Here is a 25549-nt window from a genome sequence, read left to right as displayed (position 1 = left end):
ATGCTCGTTGCCGCACTCCCTATCTTAAAAAAAGCACGCGCCGGTAAATATGCCGTTCCTGCTTTTAACATTAACAATCTTGAAATCCTCAAAGCTGTTATCGAGGCCGCTACTGAGCTCAAGTCCCCTATTATTGTACAAACATCAGAAGGCGCTATTGAATACGCTGGCATGGATTACCTTATTGCTATGGTTCGCGTAGCAGCAAAGGCCAAAATCCCTGTTGTACTGCACTTAGATCATGGTAAAAATTTAAAAACCATTAAACTAGCAATAGACAGTGGCTATACAAGCGTGATGTTTGATGGCTCATCGCTCCCTTATAGAAAGAACGTACAATCAACAAAACAAGTAGTAGCCTGGGCAAAAAAGAAAGGCGTTAGCGTAGAAGCAGAAATTGGCGTTCTTGCTGGCATCGAAGATTTTGTAAGCGTCGAAGCTCGTGATGCCGCTCTCACTGATCCAAAGCAAGCGCTCGCCTTCTCAAAAGAAACGGGTTGCGACTCACTCGCGATTGCTATAGGTACCGCACACGGCGCCTACAAGTTTAAAGGCAAAACACATCTTGATATTGATCGACTTAAACACATTGCCGCCCTCGTAAAAAAACCACTCGTTCTCCACGGCGCCTCAGGTGTCCTCGAAGACGTCAAAGCTATGGCCGAACATTATGGCGCGAAACTCGGCGAAGCACGCGGTGTCATGGATCAAGACATCAAACAAGCCATCAAACATGGTATCGCAAAAATTAATATCGATACCGACCTACGTCTAGCGTTTACCGCAGGTATACGCGAAGCCGTAAATGACCTACCAAAGGTCATTGACCCACGCAAACTCCTCGAACCATCGAATCTATTAATTAAGGAAGTCGCGAAACGTAAGATAATGATTTTTGGGAGTAAAGGAAAAGCTTAAACCAAAATAAAATGCACGAGTATATCTCGTGCATTTTATTTTATCTTTGCTAAGGGATTCTACTATCGTTCTAATCAGTAAATGGATTGGGCGTAGGCGTAGGCGTAGGCGTAGGCGTAGGCGTAGGCGTAGGCGTAGGCGTAGGCGTAGGCGTAGGCGTAGGCGTATCCCCCACCTTCTTTAAGGTAATAGGTCGCTCAATGGTTTGAGCTTCGGCATGGGTAAGGTCGATGTCTTCGGAGATAAAGCGTTCATAGCCCTTTTTGTCTGCGGTCACAAAGTAGAGGTTTTTGTTGGCTAAGAATCCATAGCGTCCTTTGGCGTCGGTTACTTGTGTCTCAAGAAGTTTGTTGTATTTCTTGTCGAAGATACGAACCACCGTGCTGCCGATAGGTTTGTGAGAATCTGCTTCAGTCACAATCCCCAGTTCTTTGGTTTGCGTACAGCAATGAGTTTTCTGAAGATGAGATAGGTAGCTAATTGAAGAGCAGCAAGACCAAGAAGCAACATACTTGGGCGTAGAGCAAGAGCACCGAGGGTCACCGCAAAGGAGAGAAGACTAATGACGTTTTTGCTTTTTGTGTAAAGCGCTTGCGAAGAACTTTTGCGTGAGTTCTTTTGGATGATTTGGATCAAGAGGGATATTTAAGGTGAGATCCGTCTCATTTTCAACGTGTACCGGAGTGCCGTGATAGACATCGAGGTATTCGTTGTCTTCGGTGAGATCCTTGGCGACGAGACTTGGGAAGACATGTCCTGCTTTCACGGCTTCGATGCGATAGTCACCTGGTTTGACGTGAAAGAAGTAACGACCGTTTTCATCTGTGATACGTGTTTGAAGCACGCGTCCTGTTTGTGCATCCATCAAACGAACAGCCGCAAGATTTGTTCCTTGTTTGGTGATGGAGTTGTAGACCACACCCCACTTGTTGCGCTTGCGTGCACCAATGAACATGAGTGGTTGTGTTAAGAGATACCAAAGGAAGTTAAAGAGACTTGCGACCGTGGCGATATTTGCCAAGGTAACAGCGGTAGCGACAATACCGATAGCATCAGGTTGAACAGGAAGGGTTTTTGGAGCTCGATATCTGAGCCTAAGATCGTATTGGTGACGGTATAGATACGTTCGATAGTGTCATAGCCATCTTTCTCAACACGGATACGATAGGTACCACTTGGGACAGAGAAACCCCATGAGCCATCCTCTTTTGTTGTCTGTGGATTGAGTTGATTGGTTAAGCGCCCTGACCAGGTCTGCCATTGTCCATTTGTTTTTGTCTCGAGAGTGACGCGAGCACCTTCGACAAGACGTACTTCTCCAACAAGAGGGATATCTCTTTCGATGACACGACCAGGTACACGTACATCAAAGATCGTGGTGACGCGTGCCACGGTACCATCTTCATAGCCAAAATCAATCTGAGCATTCTGCTGACCAATGCGTGTTGGCATAAAGGTCGCTGTCCAGTCTCCATTTGATTGCAATTCAAGTAATTGACGATTGTCATCAAAGGTTAAGATAGCGATGGTTGGTGATCCTTCAACTTGAGCCGCTTTAATACGCATCGATACCTTTGGTCCAGGTGTGATAGCGATTTGATTGTTTTGATTTGCGGTTAATGGCACCGAGCCATTGCCCATGGTGTATTCAGGGTTAAGCGCCATGGTACGCACAGGAGCTGTACTCAAAGAAATGATAGATGGCTCTTCAGCTGGAACTTCTGGAGGCATTGGGATACCTGAGGGTTGCTCTGGATTGGTAGGTTCGGGAGCTGGTGGTACCGAAGGAGGTTCTGTAGGGGTGCTTCCGGAGGATTCGGAAGAGCCGGTCGTATCACCTTGGCCGGATGGTGTATTCACCTCTTGTGCTGGTGGTACCTCTGGTTCTGGAGCAGGTGGTACTTCTGGTACAGGTTCTTTTTCTGGTTCTGGTAATACACCTGTTGGTACGGCTTGGGCGAGAGCCCCGGATGAATAATTGTTTTGGGTATTGTAGGCAAAGTTCGTATAGAAATATGTTTTGCCTGATACAAGACCCGTATGAACAACTTGCTGCCCATCCCCTTGATACACAAAAGCACCATCAATTGGGTTTTGAGGATATCTGTCTGTTCTTGCTAAAATGCGTACTTGAGCAAAATGGTCATTCGTTGGATTCACCCAAGACAAGGTATTTTGTTCGAGACCGCTCTTGGCACTGAAGTTAAGTGGGTTTGCTGGAGGGGCGCTGTCTACTTGAGTAAAGAAGGTGATGTCTTCTGTAGAAGTTGTGACGTCGGCATCACTAGAAGTGAGCTTCATGTGATATAGCGTACTTGGTGTGAGACCACTTAGGTTCACGAGATGCGACATCGTAAGGGTGGTGCTCTCTGCTGTCATGCCATAGTCACTGGTCTCACCATATGTCACGAGACTTTGTAGCGGGACATTTGTCTTCCAAGATACAACGGCAGTTGTATCGGTGAGATACGAGACCTGTACTTCGTAGATTTTAGGGTCTTTGGCTAAATCTGCATACGTAAGGGTCTTGAAGGTGTCATCTTCGAGAGCTCTTGTCTTGCCCATACTGTCTGCTGCTTGGATACGGAAGTGATACGTTTCTCCTTCTGTCAGCGTATTGAGTAATACCGAGTGAGAAGTGACAAGAGTTGCATCCCCTCGGAAACCGCTTCCGTATAGATCACTGAGGCCAAAGTAGAAGGCGGTTGTAGCGGGTACACTTGTATCCCAAGAGACTCTGGCAGTGGATGTGGAGAGTTCAGTAACACGAATATTGGTGATATCAGGACCAACAAGAACAGGGGCAGGTGTTGTTGATGTTGAAGAGAGTGTTGTTGTGCCACAACCGACACCAACACAACCTGGGTCTGCACCAGCACCACCGAGACTTGGGATCTTGGTGAAGTTAGCTGTGACGGTGATATTGCTTGTAACGGCTATGTCCGTTCTTGGATTTGCGGTTGAGGCATCTGACCAATTAGCGAACTTGTATCCGGAGTTTGGGACAGCCGTGACAGCGGTGCCATCGGCTCCGTCGGCGACGATTTGAAGAGCTGTGCCGGTGATGGAGCCGTTGGGGCCGGCGGAGTAGGTGAGGGTATAGGTAGGAGCACAAGAAAGAATATCTTGAGCAACGGTATCAATGAGACGGATAACGTCAGGAGATTGAGCTGTGTAGAGCGTGCTCCCAACGAGAGTAAGCGACGCTGGCGCTGATCCTATAGCAAACGTTTTGGTCACGGTTTTTGTTCCAGTATTGATAATTGCCATCTCCGAGGTATCACCGATGTAAATATAGAGATCGGTGCCAACTAATATAGAGCGAGTTGGACTGTCTCCGACAACGATCGTGTCAGTAACAGTGTTGGTGAGCGTATCAATGACCGACACTGAATCAAGGTACTCATTAACAACAAAAAGATCGGTGCCAACGACATGAATATCATGAGGACCATCGTCGACAGCAATCGTATCCGTAACGGTATTCGTCAGCGTATCAATAACCGAGACATCATTCGTATCTTGATTGGTGATATAAAGCTGAGTCCCAACTAAGGCAGCACGACGCGAGCTATCTCCAACCGCGATCGTATCAGTAACGGTATTCGTGAGCGTATCAATAACTGAAACGCTGCTCGATTCTCCGGTTATCACATAAAGATCAGAACCTACTAGAACGCCAAAGGATGAGCCATAGTCGATAGTAATAGTATCGGTAACGAGATTCGTTAATGTATCGATAACCATGACCTCGTCAGAATCCTTATGGATGATATAGAGACTCGTCCCCGCCAAAACAGCATACCTTGGCTGAGAACCAACGGCGATCGTATCTATGACAGCACTTGTGCCAATATCAACAACAGAAACACTACCTGAACCATCGTTCAATACATATAAATCACCACCAACAGCAAGAGAGAACCGTGGACTATAACCGACAGCGACAGCAGCACAGCTTATAACGCTGGCCGTATAGTTCGTAAAGGTTGTAACCGTGTTCTGCGATAAGTCCTGAAGGGGATTTGTTACAGGATGTGTATACCCAACACGAACATCGCTCAAAACACTAGGTGCGCTCGCCATTTCCAAAACAACGTTTGAACCGATAACGGAAACTGAATTAACAGGTATCGCGGGCCCAATAATACCCGTATAGCGTACGGTAAACTGACTAGGATCTGGAACTGAAGCAGGATCAAGAGGCTCATCAAAAACAATGGTTAGCTCTGTATTGCTAATAGAGGCACTTACTCTCAATGGCTTACCAACTTCGACAAGGGTATTCGTATTCATGTCGAGCACACTCACATTATTCGAATTCGCATTTGAAATAAATAGCAAATCACCAACAAACTCGGCATCATAAGGTAAATCGCCAACAGCAACTGTTGTCGTAACGGTTTTTGTTAATGTATCAATCACAGCAACCGAATCCATTGTATAAAGCAAAGCGTACGCATTTGTGCCAACGATAATTATTTTAAGAACATTGCCTGCAACAGGTATCGTGTCGGCAACCGTATTTGTGAGAGTGTCTATAACGGCGATATTCGTACTACCAAAGGTTGACACATAGAGGTCTGTTCCGACTAAAGCAAGCTCATATGCCCCTGAAGCAACAGGGATCGTAGTATCCAACACGTCTAGCGTCGAATCGATAACGCTAACATTGGCGCTATTTTGGTTAGCAACATAGACAGAGGTTCCAGCCACAACGATCGTAAAAGGTCTTGTTCCTACAGGAATCGTTGTAATCACTGTTTTTGTTATCGTATCAATAACCGTAACACTATTACTATTGTAATTCGTTACATAGAGCTTCGTTCCGACCAAGCCAAACGATCTTATACTGCCACTTGCAGGAACGCTGATATGCCCAGATACCGTTTTTGTAACAGTATCAATGATAGAAACCGAGCTAGAAGCATTGTTTCCTATGTACAAATCTGTCCCAACAAGAATACCACCCCATGGCTGCCACGTCGCACCAATCGTGATCGTATTTGAAACGGTATTTGTTAAGGAATTAATAACAGAGACTGTGCCCGCACCTGAATTCGTGACATAGAGATCTGTTCCAACCTCAATAGGCTGTACAGGAGTTGTGCCTACAGAAATATTTGAACCCGCCGTTCTAGTCGTTGCATCAATAACTGAAACGCTTGATCCAAACCGATTTGCCGTATAAACGTTCTGCCCAATTTTAGCCGTGTACTGCGGAAATGAACCAACGCTGATATTATAGGTTACGGCTGACTCAGCAGATTTTCGCGTAAAAAAGGTACCTGCGATAGCTAAACCAACCAATCCAATTGCCATGGCGAAAAGGTGCTTCTTGTATTTCATAAAAAACATAGATAATTAGGCACAGCATACCATATTTGGAACATACTCTCTTGAATACAAATACCTCCGATATCTTCGGAGGTATTTGTGTGGTGCCCAGGGCGGGACTCGAACCCGCACGCCATTTTCAGACCAGGGATTTTAAGTCCCTTGCGTATACCATTTCGCCACCCGGGCTCTATGCGCATATCTCTACACGCTTGTGCGACATTCAATCATTTTTTCAAATGGTTGTCACGTTTTGCTTTTTAGCCGAAAAAACTTGTAAAACAATATCGCATAAGCTTTTGCCTATGCGATATTGTTTAACCTATACCGATTGATCAGTAAATGGATTCGTCGGTGTCGGTGTCGGTGTCGGTGTCGGTGTCGGTGTCGGTGTCGGTGTCGGTGTCGGTGTCGGTGTCGGTGTCGGTGTATCCCCCACCTTCTTTAAGGTAATAGGTCGCTCAATGGTTTGAGCTTCGGCATGGGTAAGGTCGATGTCTTCGGAGATAAAGCGTTCATAGCCCTTTTTGTCTGCGGTCACAAAGTAGAGGTTTTTGTTGGCTAAGAATCCATAGCGTCCTTTGGCGTCGGTTACTTGTGTCTCAAGAAGTTTGTTGTATTTCTTGTCGAAGATACGAACCACCGTGCTGCCGATAGGTTTGTGAGAATCTGCTTCAGTCACAATCCCCCAGTTCTTTGGTTTGCGTACAGCAATGAGTTTTCTGAAGATGAGATAGGTAGCTAATTGAAGAGCAGCAAGACCAAGAAGCAACATACTTGGGCGTAGAGCAAGAGCACCGAGGGTCACCGCAAAGGAGAGAAGACTAATGACGTTTTTTGCTTTTTGTGTAAAGCGCTTGCGAAGAACTTTTTGCGTGAGTTCTTTTGGATGATTTGGATCAAGAGGGATATTTAAGGTGAGATCCGTCTCATTTTCAACGTGTACCGGAGTGCCGTGATAGACATCGAGGTATTCGTTGTCTTCGGTGAGATCCTTGGCGACGAGACTTGGGAAGACATGTCCTGCTTTCACGGCTTCGATGCGATAGTCACCTGGTTTGACGTGAAAGAAGTAACGACCGTTTTCATCTGTGATACGTGTTTGAAGCACGCGTCCTGTTTGTGCATCCATCAAACGAACAGCCGCAAGATTTGTTCCTTGTTTGGTGATGGAGTTGTAGACCACACCCCACTTGTTGCGCTTGCGTGCACCAATGAACATGAGTGGTTGTGTTAAGAGATACCAAAGGAAGTTAAAGAGACTTGCGACCGTGGCGATATTTGCCAAGGTAACAGCGGTAGCGACAATACCGATAGCATCAGGTTGAACAGGAAGGGTTTTTTGGAGCTCGATATCTGAGCCTAAGATCGTATTGGTGACGGTATAGATACGTTCGATAGTGTCATAGCCATCTTTCTCAACACGGATACGATAGGTACCACTTGGGACAGAGAAACCCCATGAGCCATCCTCTTTTGTTGTCTGTGGATTGAGTTGATTGGTTAAGCGCCCTGACCAGGTCTGCCATTGTCCATTTGTTTTTGTCTCGAGAGTGACGCGAGCACCTTCGACAAGACGTACTTCTCCAACAAGAGGGATATCTCTTTCGATGACACGACCAGGTACACGTACATCAAAGATCGTGGTGACGCGTGCCACGGTACCATCTTCATAGCCAAAATCAATCTGAGCATTCTGCTGACCAATGCGTGTTGGCATAAAGGTCGCTGTCCAGTCTCCATTTGATTGCAATTCAAGTAATTGACGATTGTCATCAAAGGTTAAGATAGCGATGGTTGGTGATCCTTCAACTTGAGCCGCTTTAATACGCATCGATACCTTTGGTCCAGGTGTGATAGCGATTTGATTGTTTTGATTTGCGGTTAATGGCACCGAGCCATTGCCCATGGTGTATTCAGGGTTAAGCGCCATGGTACGCACAGGAGCTGTACTCAAAGAAATGATAGATGGCTCTTCAGCTGGAACTTCTGGAGGCATTGGGATACCTGAGGGTTGCTCTGGATTGGTAGGTTCGGGAGCTGGTGGTACCGAAGGAGGTTCTGTAGGGGTGCTTCCGGAGGATTCGGAAGAGCCGGTCGTATCACCTTGGCCGGATGGTGTATTCACCTCTTGTGCTGGTGGTACCTCTGGTTCTGGAGCAGGTGGTACTTCTGGTACAGGTTCTTTTTCTGGTTCTGGTAATACACCTGTTGGTACGGCTTGGGCGAGAGCCCCGGATGAATAATTGTTTTGGGTATTGTAGGCAAAGTTCGTATAGAAATATGTTTTGCCTGATACAAGACCCGTATGAACAACTTGCTGCCCATCCCCTTGATACACAAAAGCACCATCAATTGGGTTTTGAGGATATCTGTCTGTTCTTGCTAAAATGCGTACTTGAGCAAAATGGTCATTCGTTGGATTCACCCAAGACAAGGTATTTTGTTCGAGACCGCTCTTGGCACTGAAGTTAAGTGGGTTTGCTGGAGGGGCGCTGTCTACTTGAGTAAAGAAGGTGATGTCTTCTGTAGAAGTTGTGACGTCGGCATCACTAGAAGTGAGCTTCATGTGATATAGCGTACTTGGTGTGAGACCACTTAGGTTCACGAGATGCGACATCGTAAGGGTGGTGCTCTCTGCTGTCATGCCATAGTCACTGGTCTCACCATATGTCACGAGACTTTGTAGCGGGACATTTGTCTTCCAAGATACAACGGCAGTTGTATCGGTGAGATACGAGACCTGTACTTCGTAGATTTTAGGGTTTGCTGCCAAGTCTTGAAAGGTAAGTGTCTTGAATGTTGCGTCGCTATAAATGGTTGTCTTGCCTTGGCCTGTCAGCGTATTGAGTAATACCGAGTGAGAAGTGACAAGAGTTGCATCCCCTCGGAAACCGCTTCCGTATAGATCACTGAGGCCAAAGTAGAAGGCGGTTGTAGCGGGTACACTTGTATCCCAAGAGACTCTGGCAGTGGATGTGGAGAGTTCAGTAACACGAATATTGGTGATATCAGGACCAACAAGAACAGGGGCAGGTGTTGTTGATGTTGAAGAGAGTGTTGTTGTGCCACAACCGACACCAACACAACCTGGGTCTGCACCAGCACCACCGAGACTTGGGATCTTGGTGAAGTTAGCTGTGACGGTGATATTGCTTGTAACGGCTATGTCCGTTCTTGGATTTGCGGTTGAGGCATCTGACCAATTAGCGAACTTGTATCCGGAGTTTGGGACAGCCGTGACAGCGGTGCCATCGGCTCCGTCGGCGACGATTTGAAGAGCTGTGCCGGTGATGGAGCCGTTGGGGCCAGAAGAATACACGAGCGCGTGTGACAGAGGGCAGGCCGTGAGGGCGTTTGTGTTTAGATCGAACGTTTTAAAATTACTTTTTACTAAATCAGCTAGAAGATACAACTGATTACCGATATGAATAATTTGTGTACTATTTGTGCCAACAAGGACAGTATCAACTACCGTATTATTTGTCGTGTCGACAATAGAGATATTTTGCGATGAATAATTTAACACATAGAGCAGTGAGCCCACCAACGCGCTACCAGAAGGTATTGAACCTACTACAAGCGTATTGATAACGGTATTTGTCGTCGTATCAACAACAAAAACATTTACACGATTAGCTATGTACAAATTATTGCCCACGAGAGTCGCATGCAGTGGTTGCCCGCCAATAGCTAGGGTATCGGTAACGGTATTCGTAAGCGTATCAATAACAGACACCGACCCTCCATTATAGTTGAGCGCATAGAGCTGTGTCCCAACTAAATAAAAAGCATGTCCACCCTGAGCTACAGCGATCGTATTTGTTATGGTATTTGTTAGCGTATCTATCGCTACGATATCTGATCCTTTTGAAACATATAGAACATCACCTACCAAGAAACTTGCTCCTGGATTATTAAATGCAGGAAAAGGTATTGTCGCGGTAATTGTATTTGTCACCGTATCTAATACAAGGACTGCAGGAGTTGCTGCTGCAGATAAATAGATCGATTGACCAACGAGAGTAGCGGACAATATATAACGCCCAAGAGCAATGGTATTAACTACGCTATCTGTTGTCGTATCTATGATTGAAATACTGTTAGAGTCCTGATTAAAGACATATAGCTCTGTACCCACTGGTATAATAAACCGTGGTGAATTACCTACGGTGATTGTTCCGATATTCACATTTGTAACGGTATCAATGACTGATATTGTGTCTGGACTTGAAGCTCCAAAATAATCATAGTTATAAACGTAGTACTTTGTGCCAACGAGTGCGCCATGATATGGACCGCTCCCTGTCTGTATGGTGGAGCAATCAGCTTGCGTCGCAGTAACACCAACAAAACTACTAGCATCATTTCCTGATACATCCTGTACAGGGTTACTGACTGGAACGGTATAGCTCAGTTGAACAACATCACTAGAGATAGTTGTCGAATTTAAAATCAAAACAACATTTGCATTGACGACCTGAATAGCTGAAATAGTTACAGGAACCGCATTAACTGTAACGCTATAATCCGATGGACTTGGATTAGAGCCTGTATCAAGCGCTTCGTCATAGGTGAGGGTGAGGATGCTGCCAGAGATATCTGTAGCGGTTAAAACTGGTTTGCCGATTTCAACAAGTGTATCTGTATTCGTATTGATAATATTAAGACTATCAGCACTGGTAGCGACATAGAGCTGACTACCAAAAAGCTTTGCGCTACGCGGCAAGCCATCAATCGCAACCGTATCAATGACGCTTTTCGTAACCGTATCAATGACGCTTACTTGGTTGGTAGACCCACTAAACGCGTAAAGCTTTGTTCCTACTAAAAAGGCTCCAGATACTGAATGACTCATTGGAATCACGCTGGTGACGGTGTCAGTTGATGTGTCGACAACGGACACGTTGCCCGGGTTATAGTGCGTCACAAATAACTCAGTACCAACAGCAAAAGAATCCCAAGGTTGTGCGTTGACGGGGATGGTGGCAACGACAGTATCGGTTAACGTATCGATAACAACAACCTTATTGGACAGTGCACCACTGAGACCAGACACATAAACCTTGGTTCCAGCAAGACCCATTTTAAAGCCTCCTTGCGTGATTGCTAATGTCGTAATAACGGTCTTTGTGAGCGTATCGATAACAGTTACGTTACCCAGATTGGTATTTGAGATATAAAGTTTTGTACCTACTAATAGCGGTATCTTGCTCCCCACACCGATAACGATAGTATTTGATACGGTCTTTGTATTTGTATCGATAACGCTGATTGCATTCGACGTCCAATCCATCGTATAGACATCTGTCCCAACGAGGATTGTTCGACTAGGACCAGTTCCAACGGTAATAGTATCTGTTACGGTATTGGTATTTGTATCAATTACTGAAACGGTATTCGCTCCAGAATTCGCAACGTAAATATCCGTACCAACAACGACAGGGTCTCTCGGAACCGAACCGACAGGGATCGTAGTAATAAGCGTTTTCGTTACCGTATCAATAACCGAAACGTTATTACTACTTAAATTTACTGTGTAAAGAGTCGTCCCGATTTGCTCTGTCGTAAATGCCGTAGTCCCTCCCACGCTAATGCTGTACGACGTCGCAGATTCAGCCAACCTTTGCGTAACAAATGTACCGATTGTCGCGATAACAAATAACGCCAATACCATGGCAGAGATATGCTTCTTATACTTCATGATTATCATATGTTTTATTCCTGGGTATTATAGCACGGCTACTTACAATATTCTCTATAGGATAAACACGAAAAAACACTCTCAACCACGAGAGTGTTTTTTCTGTGAAAATTTGAAAGCCGGTCCTATCGTTTCTTTGTTTGATTGAGACGTTTTGCCTTTTGGTCCAATGCAAATTCATAAACCAAAGGCATAAACGAGAGAATAATAATCGCTATAATAACAATACCAAAATATTCTTGCACAATCGGCAGATTACCAAACCAATACCCAAGCAAGGTAAATAACGAAACCCAAGCGATCCCGCCAAGCGCGTTATACGCCATAAATTGGCGATAATGCATTTTTGTCATACCAGCAACAAATGGCGCAAAGGTGCGGATAATAGGCATGAATCTTGCCAAAACAACCGACAAAAAAGCATGTTTCTCATAAAATCTCTGCGCCTTTGCCAAATGCTCATCATTAATGAGTTTAGAAAGATGTTTATGTTTTAATAGCCTCGTGCCACCCTCACGTCCGATCCAATAATTCACAGTATCCCCTGTAATGGCGGCGAGTATAAGCAACGGTAAAGCGAGATTAATATCAATAACACCTAATGCCGCAAAAGAACCCGTGGCGAATAACAATGAATCCCCCGGTAAAAAGGGCATAATAACAAGCCCCGTCTCAACAAAAATAATCAAAAACAAAATACTATAAACACCCGTTGGATACTGAGCGATTAAACCACCGAGCATTCTATCCACGTGCAAGATAGAATAGATAACCGCCTGACAAATCGCGATAACGTGCTCTAGTAAGATCATATCGCCGCATCTTACTTGATGGCGCTTGATTCGCCAAAGCCGCCTTGTTACTATCGAACAAATCACGAACACTATGGAACAATGGGGCGAACTTGAACCGCGCGAGGTATCACCAGAACTTCAAACAATGGAGGTAAGTTTTGATACAGCATTACGTCCTAAAAGCTTAGAGGAGTTTATCGGTCAACCAACCATTAAAGAAAACCTACGTATTTTTCTCGAAGCAGCAAAAAAGCGCCAAGAACCTTGTGACCACGTATTACTCTATGGCCCACCAGGACTTGGTAAGACAACGCTTGCACATGTAATTGCAAATGAGATGGGGGCAAATATTCGTGTCACAAGCGGTCCTGCGCTAGAACGTGTGGGTGATCTTGCTGCCATCCTCACCAATCTCGAAGACGGCGACATTTTGTTTATTGATGAAATCCATCGTATGAATCGCTCGATCGAAGAAGTGCTATATCCGGCGATGGAAGACTATGCGCTTGATATCGTGATGGGCAAAGGTCCAACGGCACGCACACTTAGACTCGATCTCAAACGCTTTACGATCATTGGCGCAACAACGCGTCTCTCGATGCTTTCTGCGCCTTTACGTGACCGTTTTGGTTCACATATTCACCTAGATTTTTACGGCGAAGACGAAATGCATGCGATCTTGGCACGTAGCTCTCAGTTACTTAATGTGCCAAACGAAGACGCGGCTTTACGACTTATCGCAAAACGATCACGTCGCACGCCTCGTATCGCAAATCGTCTCTTAAGACGCGTTCGTGATTATGCTCAAGTGATGGCCGATGGCACTATGACCGAGCCTATCGTCGACAAAGCGCTCCTTGCGCTTGAGATAGATACACTAGGGCTTGACCAAGCAGATCGTCGCGTTCTTTTGTCGATCATCGAAACGTTTAACGGCGGTCCTGTTGGCTTAAGTACATTATCCGCTGCCACATCCGAAGAGATGGATACCCTCGAAGACGTAATTGAACCTTTCTTGTTACAACAAGGACTTATCACTCGCACGCCACGAGGACGCGTAGCAAGTACAGTCGCGTATCAACATCTTGGCTTTCCAATACCGGCGAGTACCGATACAATAGAACCAACGCTTCTATGACCATTCCACTTTGGATCTTTCTTTATCTCTGGATCGGCATCATGTCGATCTTGAGTGTTGTCGCAATTATCTCAGCCTATATGATCATGCGCTTTGGTCTTGCAGGAAGTCGCACCGTTGTGATTACGATCTTCTTTTTAGGACTCCCGGCCGCCCTGATTCTTGCAACGATACAATATGCCTACGGTGTAGACTGGTCACAAACTATTACGCTCTTTAGCGTCGGAACTACCACCCTCTACTGATATGCTTCACTTAAAACATCTCCCAAATGAGATCCCAAAAGAAAAGGTTGTTCATATTCTACGCCGACATCCAATCACCATACTTTCTACCCTTATTGGTTATGCGGTGATTATCGCGTTTCCTTTTGTCGTCGCGTGGTATCTCAATATCTTTGAACCTACGCTTTATCTAAGCTCACTGTATCAGCCGCTTATTATTCTTGGTGTTAGTGCGGTGTTTTTTATTGGATGGCTCATGCTGTTTTTGAGCTTTCTCGATTACTATTTAGATGTGTGGATCGTAACAACAAAGCGTATTCTCAATATTGAACAAATTGGTCTTTTTGCCCGCGTTGTATCAGAAGTACGCTTACACCGCATTCAAGATGTTACATCTTCAGTAAAGGGATTTTGGGCAACCATGTTTAATTATGGAAAACTCGATGTGCAAACAGCTGGTGAAAAGCTCATTATCTCCTTTGAAGACATTCCAAATCCCATCAGAATCTCAAAATCTGTCACTGAGCTCTCAGAACTTGATCGACGATCTCAACTTGATGAAGCCGTGCAAGATTTCTCGTTTCCGCAAACCGATACCCCTGAGCATCACCCATCAACATCACGCCCTTCTTGAGAGAGGGCGTTTTTGTTATGCTACATCTATGAAACCCCTAACACCTTATCTGTCGCCCATCGAGGGCAAATCTGGTCTCGCTTGCTTAAAGATGGTTCTTGAAGAGGCAAAAATAGACGTTATCGAATTAGACCTTGCCGCTGATCTTGGTATTAGCGTCGAAGAAAAAGAACCAACTCGCGAACAGCTCGTAGAGGCCGCAAAAAAAGAACGCGCAAACCTATCTACAAGTCCAGATGGAGAAATAGATGATTTACGCATGCTCACTGAGCAAGATATGGCTTGCTTAGTGGAGTTAAACGAGCCACATCAATACGTTATCGTCTATCAAATCGGTAAGACAAAAATCTTTTGTATGGATCCTCTTAGCGAGAGAGGTATCCGCATCATGACGATAACTGATTTTGAACACCGCTGGAGTAAATGGTTTCTTGGTGTCTTTGCAACATAAGGTATGAACGCTCTTTGGCTGCACTTTTTTCCACATCGAGACAATAACCATCGACCGCATGCGATGGCGCATCGTCATCTTGCTTTTGCCGGAATAACACTTATTGCCTTAAAAACGCTTGCCTTTGGTGCATTGATCATCTGGCCTAAGGAACATGCAGCCTCACAAGCAATCACAGCACCCGCTATCATTGCGCTTACAAATGAAAGTCGATCAGCTGAGCGTATAAGTCCCCTAAAAGAAGACGCTCGACTTACGATTGCTGCACAGCAAAAAGCAAACGACATGCTTTTACGTGGGTATTTTTCTCATACCTCACCTGATGGACAACAGCCCTGGAGCTTTATCGATAGAGCAAATTATCCCTACACTGTTGCTGGAGAAAACCTCGCTGTTCATTTTCAAGAAGCAGAAGAACTAGAAAAGCATTGGATGATGTCTCCTTCACATCGCGAAAATATCTTAGACAAACGCTATACCGACATTGGTATCGGTATCGCACAAGGCCAGTTTGAAGAGAAAAGATCTATTGTTGTTGTTCAGTTATTTGGTTCTACGTCATCAAATGATGAACGAGGCATGCTCCATATGTTGCCTGGACGTTCGATCGTGAAAGCGGCTGGCACACAAGAACTTTTTGGATCAACACTCCCCTTTGCGAGACTCGGATCAACAACCGAAGGTGCTATCACTTTTATCATCATCTTTATTACCGCGCTCTTAACACTTTCGATGTTGCTCTACGTAATGGAACGTAAAACACATCATGGTCATCTCCTTATTGCACATGCTCTTAGCATAATAGGCACAGGTGTCATTATCGCTCTTTGGTAAAGAAAAATAGCCCTGCACACCATTGTGTAGGGCTATTCAGATTGCTAAATGTAGCGCTTAACGATTGCGTAACGCTCACCAAGAAGCGGATCATTCACGTCTTCTCGTCGTGTAGAGAGGAGTCTTATCCCAGCATCACTGCACAAAATAGGTGTCGTCTTGCTACCGTTTCTGTGAAGAGATCTGCTTGATCCTCCAAAATAAAGTGCTTCGTGTCCCAATCTATGCGGAGCTTCATTAAATCGTTTCATCCCCTCATAGAGGTCTGCGTGGTCCGCGTCTAGTCCACGCAAGATAAGAGAAAGCGCACCAGGGTACAAGAGAGATCGAGGCACACTTAACTGACCAAACCGAAATCTCTTACCAATATGCAAGCGTGAGTTTCGCAAACGACTAAAAAACATTACTTCTTCACAAGAGATAGACTGCTCATGAAGATTCATCCCCTCATAAAGGGCGTCGATAGACTCTCTGCCATAGACAGAAAGCGGGTTCGCTTCTAGCCGATCTTTGATCGGTTTTAGCTGTTTTTTGAACGCAGCCTTCTTTTTGACGAGATCTTCTCTTTCGCCGTCACGCTCACTGACAAATAGAGCATTTGCCGTACTTACCAATGTTCGAGGACACCTGATCACGTATCACCTCCAAATAGATAGGGGTTCTAAACTAGACGAAATAATCAATATTGTCAAAGAATATGCTCTTTTTCAGGCTTTTTTACACAAAGGAGGATATTCTTACCCTCTAGTACCGTTGTTGTTGAATCATTTATATACTCACATTGGAGCACTTTTCCGTAGCGAGCACCTAAACGTTTTAGTTCACGCTTGGTCCATGCATAGACATATCTCTGTGTTATTTGCTGATCTGACTTCCAAGGAACATAACACTCGCCCGAAGATAACCCCTTCCATAACGGTATTCGTAGCCATGCCGCAATCCAAGCTCGAGGATAACGCAAAAACCCCTTACCTCGTGCATTCCAAACGCTAATATAGATAGAACCCCCTGGTTTTGTAATACGAAAAAGCTCTGCAAATACAGCTTCGTGCTGTGTTTTTGGCAAATGATGCAAAACAGCTATACAAACCGTAATATCCGCTTGTGCATATTGAATAGACAGATGAGGCAAACTCCCCTCTTTTATCACCGATCCTTGGCGTAATTTCGCGGTCGCTGCTTCACGTAATGCGCTTGATGGTTCGATACCGATATATTGCACGCCATCAACAAAGGCTTCTGAAAAGCGACCATTACCAGCGCCGACATCAATGACCGTCATACCAGGTTTTGCGTGATAAGCTACCTCCTTCATCCACGGCCACAAGGCAAAACGCGTGCGCGCAAAATGCGCTCCAAAGTCTTCGTAAAACGTTGAAACTTCTTGCATGCGCTTGCGGGATTGTTCGATGTTTGCCATTCTACGGCCAGACTATCACATGAATACATCTCGTCCAGTAAAACTGAGTCAAAAAGCGCAAAACGAGCTTTTTGAGCAGGTGATTATCGAAACTCTGGCGCACGATTCCCCGACCCGTGCTCTTTTAGCGACCACCGCGCGCAAACTCCTCAAAGGTACTGGCGTACAATTTCCTACCCTCTACCATTACTGGACAATGTATCACAAGCTCGTAAAAGAAGAGCGTATTCAAGCTTCTGAATCCTTCGAAAAAAGTTTGCGTGTAAAAGATATTCGCACGGACTCAGGTGTCGCACCAATCACCGTTCTCACAAAGCCTTACCCATGCCCAGGTAAATGTGTTTACTGTCCTACAGAAACACGCATGCCAAAAAGCTATATCTCAAGTGAGCCTGCAGCAGCACGCGCGCTATCGCTAAAGTTCGATCCCTACCAACAAGTATGGCAACGCGTTACGACACTCGAACACAATGGCCACGAAGCAAAAAAGATTGAGCTTATTATCAAAGGAGGCACATGGTCTTCGTATCGTTGGGATTATCGCAAATGGTTTATTAAACGTTGTTTCGATGCAGCAAACCACCTAGGTCAAGTAAAGAAAACGCGTTACGGATCACTTGCTGCTTCGCAAAAAGCAAATGAGACAGCCGAATATCGCATCATTGGTTTAACCATTGAAACTCGTCCTGATTGGGTTACAGCAAAAGATCTTATTCGTTTACGCGAACTAGGTTGTACCCGTGTTGAGCTTGGCGTACAAACACTCCAGAATGACGTTTTGGATATCACCAATCGCGGTCATCATATTGATGCCACTATTCGTGCAAATGCATTATTACGCATGATGGGTTTTAAAACGGACTTTCATGTCTTACCTGGACAACCTGGATCAACGCCCGCAAAAGACATCGAAGACATGCGGACATTGTTTAACGATCAAAGATATTGTCCTGATATGATTAAGCTTTATCCATGTGTCGTTTTGCCTCTGGCTGAGCTCCACGAATGGGCAAAAGATGGTCGCTTTACTCCACTCGAAGGTGACGAGCTCAAAGAAACACTTATCACCATGCAGACGCTGATTCCGCGCTATTGCCGTGTCTCGCGTCTTATTCGTGATTTTCCAGAAAACGATATTTCTTACGGTAATAAAGTCACCAATCTACGCACTGTTATAGAAGATGAGATGAAAGCACGTGGACTTTCTTGTGAATGCTTGCGTTGTCGAGAGGTTGGACATGTAGCAGGAATTGATCCAAGCAATGTTACAACCCAAGTTTTTGAACAACGCTTTGACTCAGCTGCTGGTACAGAAATCTTTTTAACCGTCGAAGACACCGAAAGACGGGCTGTTTTTGCTTTTTTACGTCTCCGCTTACCTCCTACACTAAAAACACTTTTGTCTCATCCTGATTATTCTGAAGATAAACGACTCGCAAAAGAAGCCCATGAGCTTGTTAGCGCTTTCCCCATCATCGAACATACTGCCTTTGTTCGCGAACTTCATACCTATGGCACCGCGTTAAATCTTACACAAGACAATAAAGACGCCTCCCAACACCGTGGCTACGGACGCTTACTTATGCAAAAAGCCGAAGAGATTTCGAAAGACGAAGGGTACGAACATATCTCTGTCATCTCTGGTATTGGCGTTCGCGAATACTATAAAATGCTCGGTTACGAAGAACGCGAAAGCTACATGGTGAAAACTCTCAAAAAATAAGCATTACTTGCCCTATTTTACATTTTCTGATAGTATACGGCTCCCTTCAATTAGGAGCAGTATTGCGTGAGTAAAGTTCTTTCAAGAAACTCTCAAGTTAACGAATTACGACCATCTGAAGCGCGTCTTAGTGTCATCATTCTCGATTATACTAAAGATATGGAACCTTATGCTGAAGAAGCCTATGACGCTCTGTTAACAGCTCTGCTGGACAATCGGCATATCAATCAAAAGTGGCGTTATCCATCTATCAAGGTGACTATCTTGAACTCTATCACGAAGATCATCTACGCCTAAAAATGATCGATAGTATGCCCGTCTTCGGCAAGTACGGTGGCGCTAGTCGTGCCATTACTCAGGTATTGGAATCGGTATTTCGCCGTTATTCAATCGAGCGTGAGCCCCTACTTGCTGACGTGCTCTACATTGGTAGCGGTAATAATACGGACGAAGACCAAGACTGGATTCGTAGACGTGACCGCGCTATTCGACAAGCTCTTCGTTGGGGATGGACATTTGATGCTATTTGTTTTGGTGCTGACGAACCAAATCAATATGAAGACATCGGCTTTGACGCCGTCCTAGAATCGCCCTTTCCTTCGTCAAAAACAAAAACCACGCTTATTGCCTAAACAAGCCCTGACCTCCCCAGAATACGGGGGTTTTCATTGGCAAAAAATTTTCTCTACAGGTAGCATCACACCATGATCAACATCATCACCCCTGAACTTTGGGGAAAAATGAATATCGATTGGCTACAGGCAAAACATCTCTATAGCTTTGGACAATACTATAACCCAAGTCGTATGGGTTTTGGACCATTACGCGTGGTAAATCACGATATTATTGCCGCCGGCAAAGGCTTTGATCCCCATCCGCATAGCAATATGGAGATTATTACCATTATTCTCGAAGGCGAGCTCCACCACGCGGATACCTTTGGTGGTCACGGCGTTATACGCGTCGGTGATGTTCAACGAATGAGCGCAGGTACCGGTATCACGCACTCAGAAATAAATGCCAGCGATAAATCAACTCGACTTTTTCAGATTTGGGTTGAACCAGATAGCTATCATCTCACTCCATCTTATGAACAACGAAGCTTTGATCAATTAGCACCCGCTACAGTACTGATCTCACCCGATCAACGTGATAATTCATTGATCATTCATCAAAATCTCACTATCCGACATATTCGTTTAGAAAAAGATGAACAATGGACAAGCCAGAAAGATTTCTCAACATGTTTGTTAATAGGTAATGGCGCTGTAAACCTACGAGACACTCCCCTGCCAAGAGGTACAGCGTTTGAGATTGATAAAGATGAGGCTTCGATTACCGTAACTGCTACCGAGCGCCACCGATCTCTACGAGATCAGCTGGCCATAATAGACTGGACGTATAGAGAAAGGCTCGTTATGATCCAAAAATACTCCATTCTATGTCATTACCTGAACTAAAGCTCAGCGAAAGCGAAGTCGCGTCCTATATTAACTCGCGTCTCGTTGCTGACTACCCTCAAAAAGTCGCCATGCTTCAAGCCATCGTAAATGGTGATTTTGAAGAAGCCGTAAACAAATCGAATCCGCCATCGAAGAAGAATCTCTTGATGACGTTGAATTAGCTGGATTTTTTTAGACGCCGAGGGACTATTACTTGAGTCACTCGTCCCTATCGCCCAACATCTCAACGATGAATATTCACGCGGAGTCTTATACGAATTTGCTAGCGGCGGCCTCGAAGGATACGAAGAAAGTGATCCAGAATATCTTGTGTATAAAAAGTGATTGAGACATTTGATCCTGAAGAAGAGTAATAAAAAACCTTGCCACGCGGCAAGGTTTTTCTTTATAGAATATTTTTTCATCATATTCATACATTTACTATATCTTGTGTTCTATTTCGTTTTTTACCACTACATATTGTGGATAACCCAAAAAAGCGCTTACCTATCATCCCTTTACGCAAGGTCGTTCAACGTCTATCTTAGAGACAAGCCTATGCCAAACTGTGTCAGCGATTATCGATGTAACCATTGCCACAAGCTATTCTTCAAAGGAATGCTTGTCGAGGGCACCATCGAAGTCAAGTGTAAAACTGCCACACGATAAATAGCATTCAGGCTTCTCAATTCAATGAGCTTTTATGCCTCATCAAAAATGTCCAAATCGTATCAGTTGGGATTCTGCTAAAGAATCAAGCTAAGTCTCGTTTCAACGCATAGAAGCTCTCGAAGCTCACTGCCAGTGAGTTTTTTTTATTTTTCTCAAATCCATTCTATGACCACACGTAACACAGACATCAAATCAGCCGGAGCAATGATCGACGTCGAAAAAACGATTACCGAATATCTCAATCAATCAGATTGGCGGGTTAACGAAAATGCAAACCAAGGCTATTCGCTTGGTGGCATGATCTTAAATACATCTGGAAAAATCACAGCTAATTATTGGCTCAATACTATTTATCCAGAAGCCGTACGTAATGCTCATACCGAAGGCGATCTACATCTTCATGATCTTGGGATGTTTTCTGGCTATTGTGCTGGCTGGAGTTTGCGTCAACTCCTCACCGAAGGCTTTAACGGAGTCGCCGGAAAAGTCGAATCCTCGCCTCCAAAGCACTTTGAAACAGCGTTAGGGCAAATGGTAAATTTTCTTGGAACGCTCCAAAACGAATGGGCAGGCGCACAAGCTTTTTCTTCGTTTGATACGATGCTTGCACCCTATGTAAGAAATGACGAGCTCACCTATGCGCAAATCTATCAAAATATTCAGCAGTTCATCTTTAATTTAAACGTACCTTCGCGTTGGGGGATGCAAACACCTTTTACCAATATCACTCTTGATTGGGTCGTACCCGAAGATCTTAGAGAAACACATCCAGTTATCGACGGTAAAGAACAGGCCTTTACCTATGCTGACTGCCAAGAACAAATGGATCTCATCAATAAAGCCTTTATCGAGGTTATGACAAAGGGAGATCAAAACGGACGTGTCTTTACCTTTCCGATTCCAACGTACAACATTACCAAAGATTTTATTTGGGATAGTGAAAACGCAAAATTATTGTTTGAGATGACGTCAAAGTATGGCATTCCGTACTTTCAAAATTTTGTGAACTCATCTCTTAAGCCAAGTGATGTGCGAAGTATGTGTTGCCGGTTGCAACTCGATTTACGCGTCTTACGCGCACGCGGCGGTGGTCTCTTTGGCTCAGCAGAAATGACCGGAAGCGTTGGCGTTGCAACCATAAACCTACCGCGTATCGCCTACCTCACAACAACAAAACAATCCTTTTTTGAAAAACTTGGCGAGCTTATGGATATTGCGAAAGACTCCCTAGAAATCAAACGAAAGGTCGTACAAAACAGCATTGATCGCGGTCTACTTCCTTATACCAAACGCTACCTACCCTCTTTGCGTAATCATTTTTCAACCATTGGACTTAATGGCATGAATGAAGCCTGTCTCAATCTATTGGGTGAAAATTTAGGCTCTGAAGCAGGCAAGCAATTCGCTCATGAGGTTCTTGATTTTATGCGAGACCGTCTCGTAACCTACCAAGATGAAACAGGTATCCTCTATAACCTTGAAGCCACCCCCGCGGAAGGCGTCACCTACCGATTTGCAAAAGAAGACTTAGCTCGCTATCCAGATATCATTCAAGCCGGCACACCGGATGCGCCGTATTATACCAATTCTTCACATCTCCCCGTTGGCTACACAGACGACCCACTCTCTGCACTCGAGCACCAAGATGACTTACAAACAAAATACACCGGCGGCACAGTTCTCCACCTCTTTTTAGGTGAGCGCGTCGCAGACTGGAAAACGTGTGCAAACCTTGTAAAAAAGGTAGCTGAGTCGTACCACCTCCCCTACTTTACGATCACGCCCACCTTTAGTATCTGTCCAAAACATGGCTATTTAACCGGCGAAGTACAAACCTGCCCAAGCTGCTCATCTACCTGTGAAGTTTGGTCGCGTGTTGTGGGATACTTTCGCCCCGTTGATCAATGGAACAAAGGAAAGAAAAGTGAATACAAAGAACGGTCTGAGTACATTATCGAGAAGCAAAACACACCACAGCCTCAACCGGACCTCGCGTGTAAAAGAGTATGTTGATTTCAGGTTTTCAACCCCTCAGTCTCCTTGATTATCCTGGTATCATCAGCTCAATCATCTTTACGCAAGGATGCCCATTTCGTTGCGTCTATTGTCACAATCCCGAGCTAATTCCTACCCAACCAAAAGACATTAGCAAAACATTTAATGAGCAAGATATACTCGAGCACCTCAATCGACGCAAGCACATTGTGGAGGGTGTCTGTATTACTGGCGGAGAACCAACCGTACAAGCCGATCTTGTTGAGTTCATCAAGAAGCTCAAATCATTAGGATTGCTAGTAAAGCTCGATACTAATGGACTTAGTCCTCGTATGATTGAGCAGTTGATCAACGAACGATTAGTCGATTTTTTCGCGATGGATCTCAAGCATACATGGGCGCGCTATGGTGAAGTGATCGGCATCAATCAAAAAAAGGTTATCGATAACTGCCAAGAGACCTTTCACCTTATTCAGAATTCCTCTATACCTCATGAATTTCGTACAACCGTCTATTCTGGATTGCATACTCAAGCAGACTTAGAAGAAATTGCTGCTCAGCTAAAAGACGGTGAGTACTATGCTTTACAAGAGATACGTTATAACACAACACTAGACCCAAGCCTTCCTAGATTGGAACGCATAGACCTTGATGCCGTAGCTCGCAATATCCGCGCAAAACAACCTCAGCTACATTTAGAAGTTCGAACTTAACAATATTTACACCATCATATGAAATTACCTCGTATATTAACCCATCCTGCTTTTGTCTCTATTAGCATGCAGCTTATTCTGGCTTATCAATGGCTTCATTCTGGGTGGGGCAAAATCTACGGCGGCACATTTGTTGGGAGTATTCATTCATCATTCGTCCGATTTGAAAACGGTAATCCGCATAATTGGTATATCGATTCTGTCTTAAAAAGCGCAAAAGAGTACCCGGCACTCTTTGCCAATCTCGTACAATGGGGTGAAATTCTAACCGGCCTCGGACTCCTCTTCGCTCTCACGCTATACTGGTTTAGCAAGAAGTCCATCAACAAAAATATTGCGCGATGTATTGCTATATCAGCACTCACTGGAGGAGTCTTTATGAATCTTAATTTTTATTTTGCTGCTGGTTGGACAAGCCCGAGTACAAACGGACTAAATATATTGATGTTATGGATGCAAACTGTATTGCTTGTCTCTTGGATCGTTATTCGTACAAAAGACCAAAAACAATGACATAAAGCATCCCGCTCATTAGCGGGATGCTTTATGTCGCAATATATAACAAGTGCGTCAATATATACGCCACTAAACCAAAAACACCAAGAAGAAAGAGAAGATTATCCCCGATTGAACCAACGCGAAATTGCATCCATTTCGGAACAAAGGTTACGCGCTTTTTCAATGGATAGAAAAACTCTAAACCACAATTCCAATTATCAATAACGATATGGCTTGCATACCCAGCCGTTAATACCATTGGTACAAACGGATCAATAAACCAAGCAAGCGGAGTCGACAAGCAGAAAACTAAAACAATACACATGAACGAATGAAAGAATCCCCTATGACGAAACACGTTTTGAAAAGGCTTAAAAATACCACCACCGATATAGTGAATCTTAGCACCGTAACTCTTGCCACCACCCGCATCAATGTCCGGCAATAACCCGCCAAAAGCACCAATAGTTAAATAAACAATCGGTGCCTGAGAAGCATCTCCAAACAATGCCGTTAACCAGATAGCGTTCGCGCCTATCGCTGCATGAGTGTGCCATTGCATAGCTTTTCTCTATCAAAGTGACTTAAATAAAATTTCTAAACGGCTAAGTTCGTGCTGCAGCTTATCTCTTAATACAATGAGCTCTTCCTTCGTTGGGCGAGCGGAATCTCCGTTGCGTAATTCTTTATCGATCAACCAAACAGGTCCACGTGGCAAAGGATCATCCGCGTGTCGCGGAAAGAGATGCCAGTGCAAATGACTATCCGAATTGCCCAATAGTTCGTAATTCATTTTTACGGGCTTAAAAGCATTAAAAACCGCCTCCGCAACCAAAGACATCTCCTGTAAAAAAGCGCTCGTTCAGTAGACGAGAGCTGATGTAATTCAGTACAATGATTTTTAGATAAAAAACTGTATAGCCATTAAAGAATTGAAAGTCACCAAGCACTACATAACCCGTATTAAGTTCAGTGACAAAAATGGATTCGTCCCATCCTTTATTTGCTCAATACGCCCACAAACGAAGCAATTGTTCATAGATACTGATAAC

The 25549-nt window shown here is 44.5% G+C and carries 21 protein-coding genes, 1 tRNA gene and 1 pseudogene; 13 read left to right on the top strand and 10 right to left on the bottom strand.

Annotation, left to right across the window (positions count from 1 at the left end; all coding sequences use genetic code 11):
• Positions 1 to 918 (top strand): class II fructose-1,6-bisphosphate aldolase, encoded by a 918-nt coding sequence (gene fba / locus H6759_00420; protein ID USN52535.1) that lies wholly within the window; start codon positions 1 to 3, stop codon positions 916 to 918.
• Between the two features lie 70 nt (positions 919 to 988).
• Here fba and H6759_00415 read toward each other — a convergent pair whose 3' ends face one another.
• From H6759_00415 to H6759_00390, 6 genes are all read right to left on the bottom strand, one after another.
• Positions 989 to 1336 carry a hypothetical protein gene (locus H6759_00415; protein ID USN52534.1) on the bottom strand — a complete coding sequence of 116 codons (348 nt, stop codon included), beginning with the start codon at positions 1334 to 1336 and terminating at the stop codon, positions 989 to 991.
• Positions 1337 to 1477: 141 nt separating this feature from the next.
• Positions 1478 to 1939 (bottom strand): carboxypeptidase regulatory-like domain-containing protein, encoded by a 462-nt coding sequence (locus H6759_00410; GenBank protein USN52533.1) that lies wholly within the window; start codon positions 1937 to 1939, stop codon positions 1478 to 1480.
• On the bottom strand, positions 1885 to 6267 hold the full coding sequence (locus H6759_00405) for a hypothetical protein (protein USN52532.1): 4383 nt from the start codon (positions 6265 to 6267) through the stop codon (positions 1885 to 1887). The genes H6759_00410 and H6759_00405 overlap by 55 nt, the downstream gene beginning before the upstream one ends.
• 90 nt (positions 6268 to 6357) lie before the next feature.
• Positions 6358 to 6444 (bottom strand) — tRNA-Leu (locus H6759_00400).
• Between the two features lie 133 nt (positions 6445 to 6577).
• The gene (locus H6759_00395) at positions 6578 to 11959 is read right to left on the bottom strand and encodes a hypothetical protein (protein USN52531.1); all 5382 of its coding nucleotides are present in this window, start codon (positions 11957 to 11959) and stop codon (positions 6578 to 6580) included.
• A 125-nt stretch (positions 11960 to 12084) separates the two neighbouring features.
• Positions 12085 to 12771 (bottom strand): VTT domain-containing protein, encoded by a 687-nt coding sequence (locus tag H6759_00390; GenBank protein ID USN52530.1) that lies wholly within the window; start codon positions 12769 to 12771, stop codon positions 12085 to 12087.
• Between the two features lie 73 nt (positions 12772 to 12844).
• Between H6759_00390 and ruvB the strand changes: the two genes are divergently transcribed.
• Genes ruvB through H6759_00365 form a run of 5 tightly spaced genes read left to right on the top strand, consistent with a single transcriptional unit; the run spans position 12845 to position 16034 of the window.
• Complete coding sequence (gene ruvB, locus H6759_00385; protein USN52529.1) at positions 12845 to 13891, top strand: Holliday junction branch migration DNA helicase RuvB; 1047 nt, start codon at positions 12845 to 12847, stop codon at positions 13889 to 13891.
• A complete protein-coding gene (locus H6759_00380; GenBank protein USN52528.1) occupies positions 13888 to 14136 on the top strand; it encodes a hypothetical protein in 249 nt (82 codons plus the stop codon). Before ruvB ends, H6759_00380 begins: the two co-directional genes overlap by 4 nt.
• Before the next feature lies 1 nt (position 14137).
• The gene (locus H6759_00375; GenBank protein USN52527.1) at positions 14138 to 14749 is read left to right on the top strand and encodes a PH domain-containing protein; all 612 of its coding nucleotides are present in this window, start codon (positions 14138 to 14140) and stop codon (positions 14747 to 14749) included.
• A gap of 28 nt (positions 14750 to 14777) precedes the next feature.
• Positions 14778 to 15200, top strand: coding sequence for a hypothetical protein (locus tag H6759_00370; GenBank protein ID USN52526.1), 423 nt, complete (start codon positions 14778 to 14780; stop codon positions 15198 to 15200).
• Between the two features lie 3 nt (positions 15201 to 15203).
• A complete protein-coding gene (locus H6759_00365; protein ID USN52525.1) occupies positions 15204 to 16034 on the top strand; it encodes a hypothetical protein in 831 nt (276 codons plus the stop codon).
• Between the two features lie 44 nt (positions 16035 to 16078).
• Here the strand turns inward: H6759_00365 and H6759_00360 are convergent, their stop codons facing one another.
• Both H6759_00360 and H6759_00355 read right to left on the bottom strand, forming a co-directional pair.
• A complete protein-coding gene (locus H6759_00360) occupies positions 16079 to 16669 on the bottom strand; it encodes a hypothetical protein (GenBank protein ID USN52524.1) in 591 nt (196 codons plus the stop codon).
• A gap of 53 nt (positions 16670 to 16722) precedes the next feature.
• Positions 16723 to 17454 carry a class I SAM-dependent methyltransferase gene (locus H6759_00355; GenBank protein USN52523.1) on the bottom strand — a complete coding sequence of 244 codons (732 nt, stop codon included), beginning with the start codon at positions 17452 to 17454 and terminating at the stop codon, positions 16723 to 16725.
• A gap of 19 nt (positions 17455 to 17473) precedes the next feature.
• On the opposite strand from H6759_00355, the gene H6759_00350 reads away from it, so the two are divergent.
• From H6759_00350 to H6759_00320, 7 genes are all read left to right on the top strand, one after another.
• On the top strand, positions 17474 to 19177 hold the full coding sequence (locus tag H6759_00350; protein USN52522.1) for a tRNA uridine(34) 5-carboxymethylaminomethyl modification radical SAM/GNAT enzyme Elp3: 1704 nt from the start codon (positions 17474 to 17476) through the stop codon (positions 19175 to 19177).
• A 233-nt stretch (positions 19178 to 19410) separates the two neighbouring features.
• Entirely contained in the window at positions 19411 to 19809 is a 399-nt protein-coding gene (locus tag H6759_00345) for a hypothetical protein (protein ID USN52521.1), read from the top strand.
• Between the two features lie 72 nt (positions 19810 to 19881).
• The gene (locus H6759_00340; protein USN52520.1) at positions 19882 to 20637 is read left to right on the top strand and encodes a pirin family protein; all 756 of its coding nucleotides are present in this window, start codon (positions 19882 to 19884) and stop codon (positions 20635 to 20637) included.
• Positions 20619 to 20801, top strand: coding sequence for a hypothetical protein (locus H6759_00335; GenBank protein USN52519.1), 183 nt, complete (start codon positions 20619 to 20621; stop codon positions 20799 to 20801). Before H6759_00340 ends, H6759_00335 begins: the two co-directional genes overlap by 19 nt.
• A gap of 655 nt (positions 20802 to 21456) precedes the next feature.
• A complete protein-coding gene (locus tag H6759_00330) occupies positions 21457 to 23304 on the top strand; it encodes a ribonucleoside triphosphate reductase (GenBank protein ID USN52518.1) in 1848 nt (615 codons plus the stop codon).
• Entirely contained in the window at positions 23298 to 23999 is a 702-nt protein-coding gene (locus H6759_00325; protein ID USN52517.1) for an anaerobic ribonucleoside-triphosphate reductase activating protein, read from the top strand. Before H6759_00330 ends, H6759_00325 begins: the two co-directional genes overlap by 7 nt.
• A gap of 18 nt (positions 24000 to 24017) precedes the next feature.
• Positions 24018 to 24512, top strand: a complete 495-nt coding sequence (locus H6759_00320; protein ID USN52516.1) for a hypothetical protein — start codon at positions 24018 to 24020, stop codon at positions 24510 to 24512.
• A gap of 31 nt (positions 24513 to 24543) precedes the next feature.
• On the opposite strand, the gene H6759_00315 is transcribed toward H6759_00320, so the two are convergent.
• Both H6759_00315 and H6759_00310 read right to left on the bottom strand, forming a co-directional pair.
• Positions 24544 to 25059 (bottom strand): metal-dependent hydrolase, encoded by a 516-nt coding sequence (locus tag H6759_00315; GenBank protein USN52515.1) that lies wholly within the window; start codon positions 25057 to 25059, stop codon positions 24544 to 24546.
• A gap of 12 nt (positions 25060 to 25071) precedes the next feature.
• Positions 25072 to 25536 (bottom strand): annotated as a pseudogene (locus H6759_00310) (HIT family protein).
• Positions 25537 to 25549 lie beyond the last annotated feature (13 nt).

The organism is Candidatus Nomurabacteria bacterium (assembly GCA_023898425.1).
In the GTDB taxonomy this organism is placed as follows: domain Bacteria; phylum Patescibacteriota; class Patescibacteriia; order 2-12-FULL-60-25; family 2-12-FULL-60-25; genus HK-STAS-PATE-2.
This window is presented reverse-complemented; position numbering and strand designations above follow the sequence as displayed.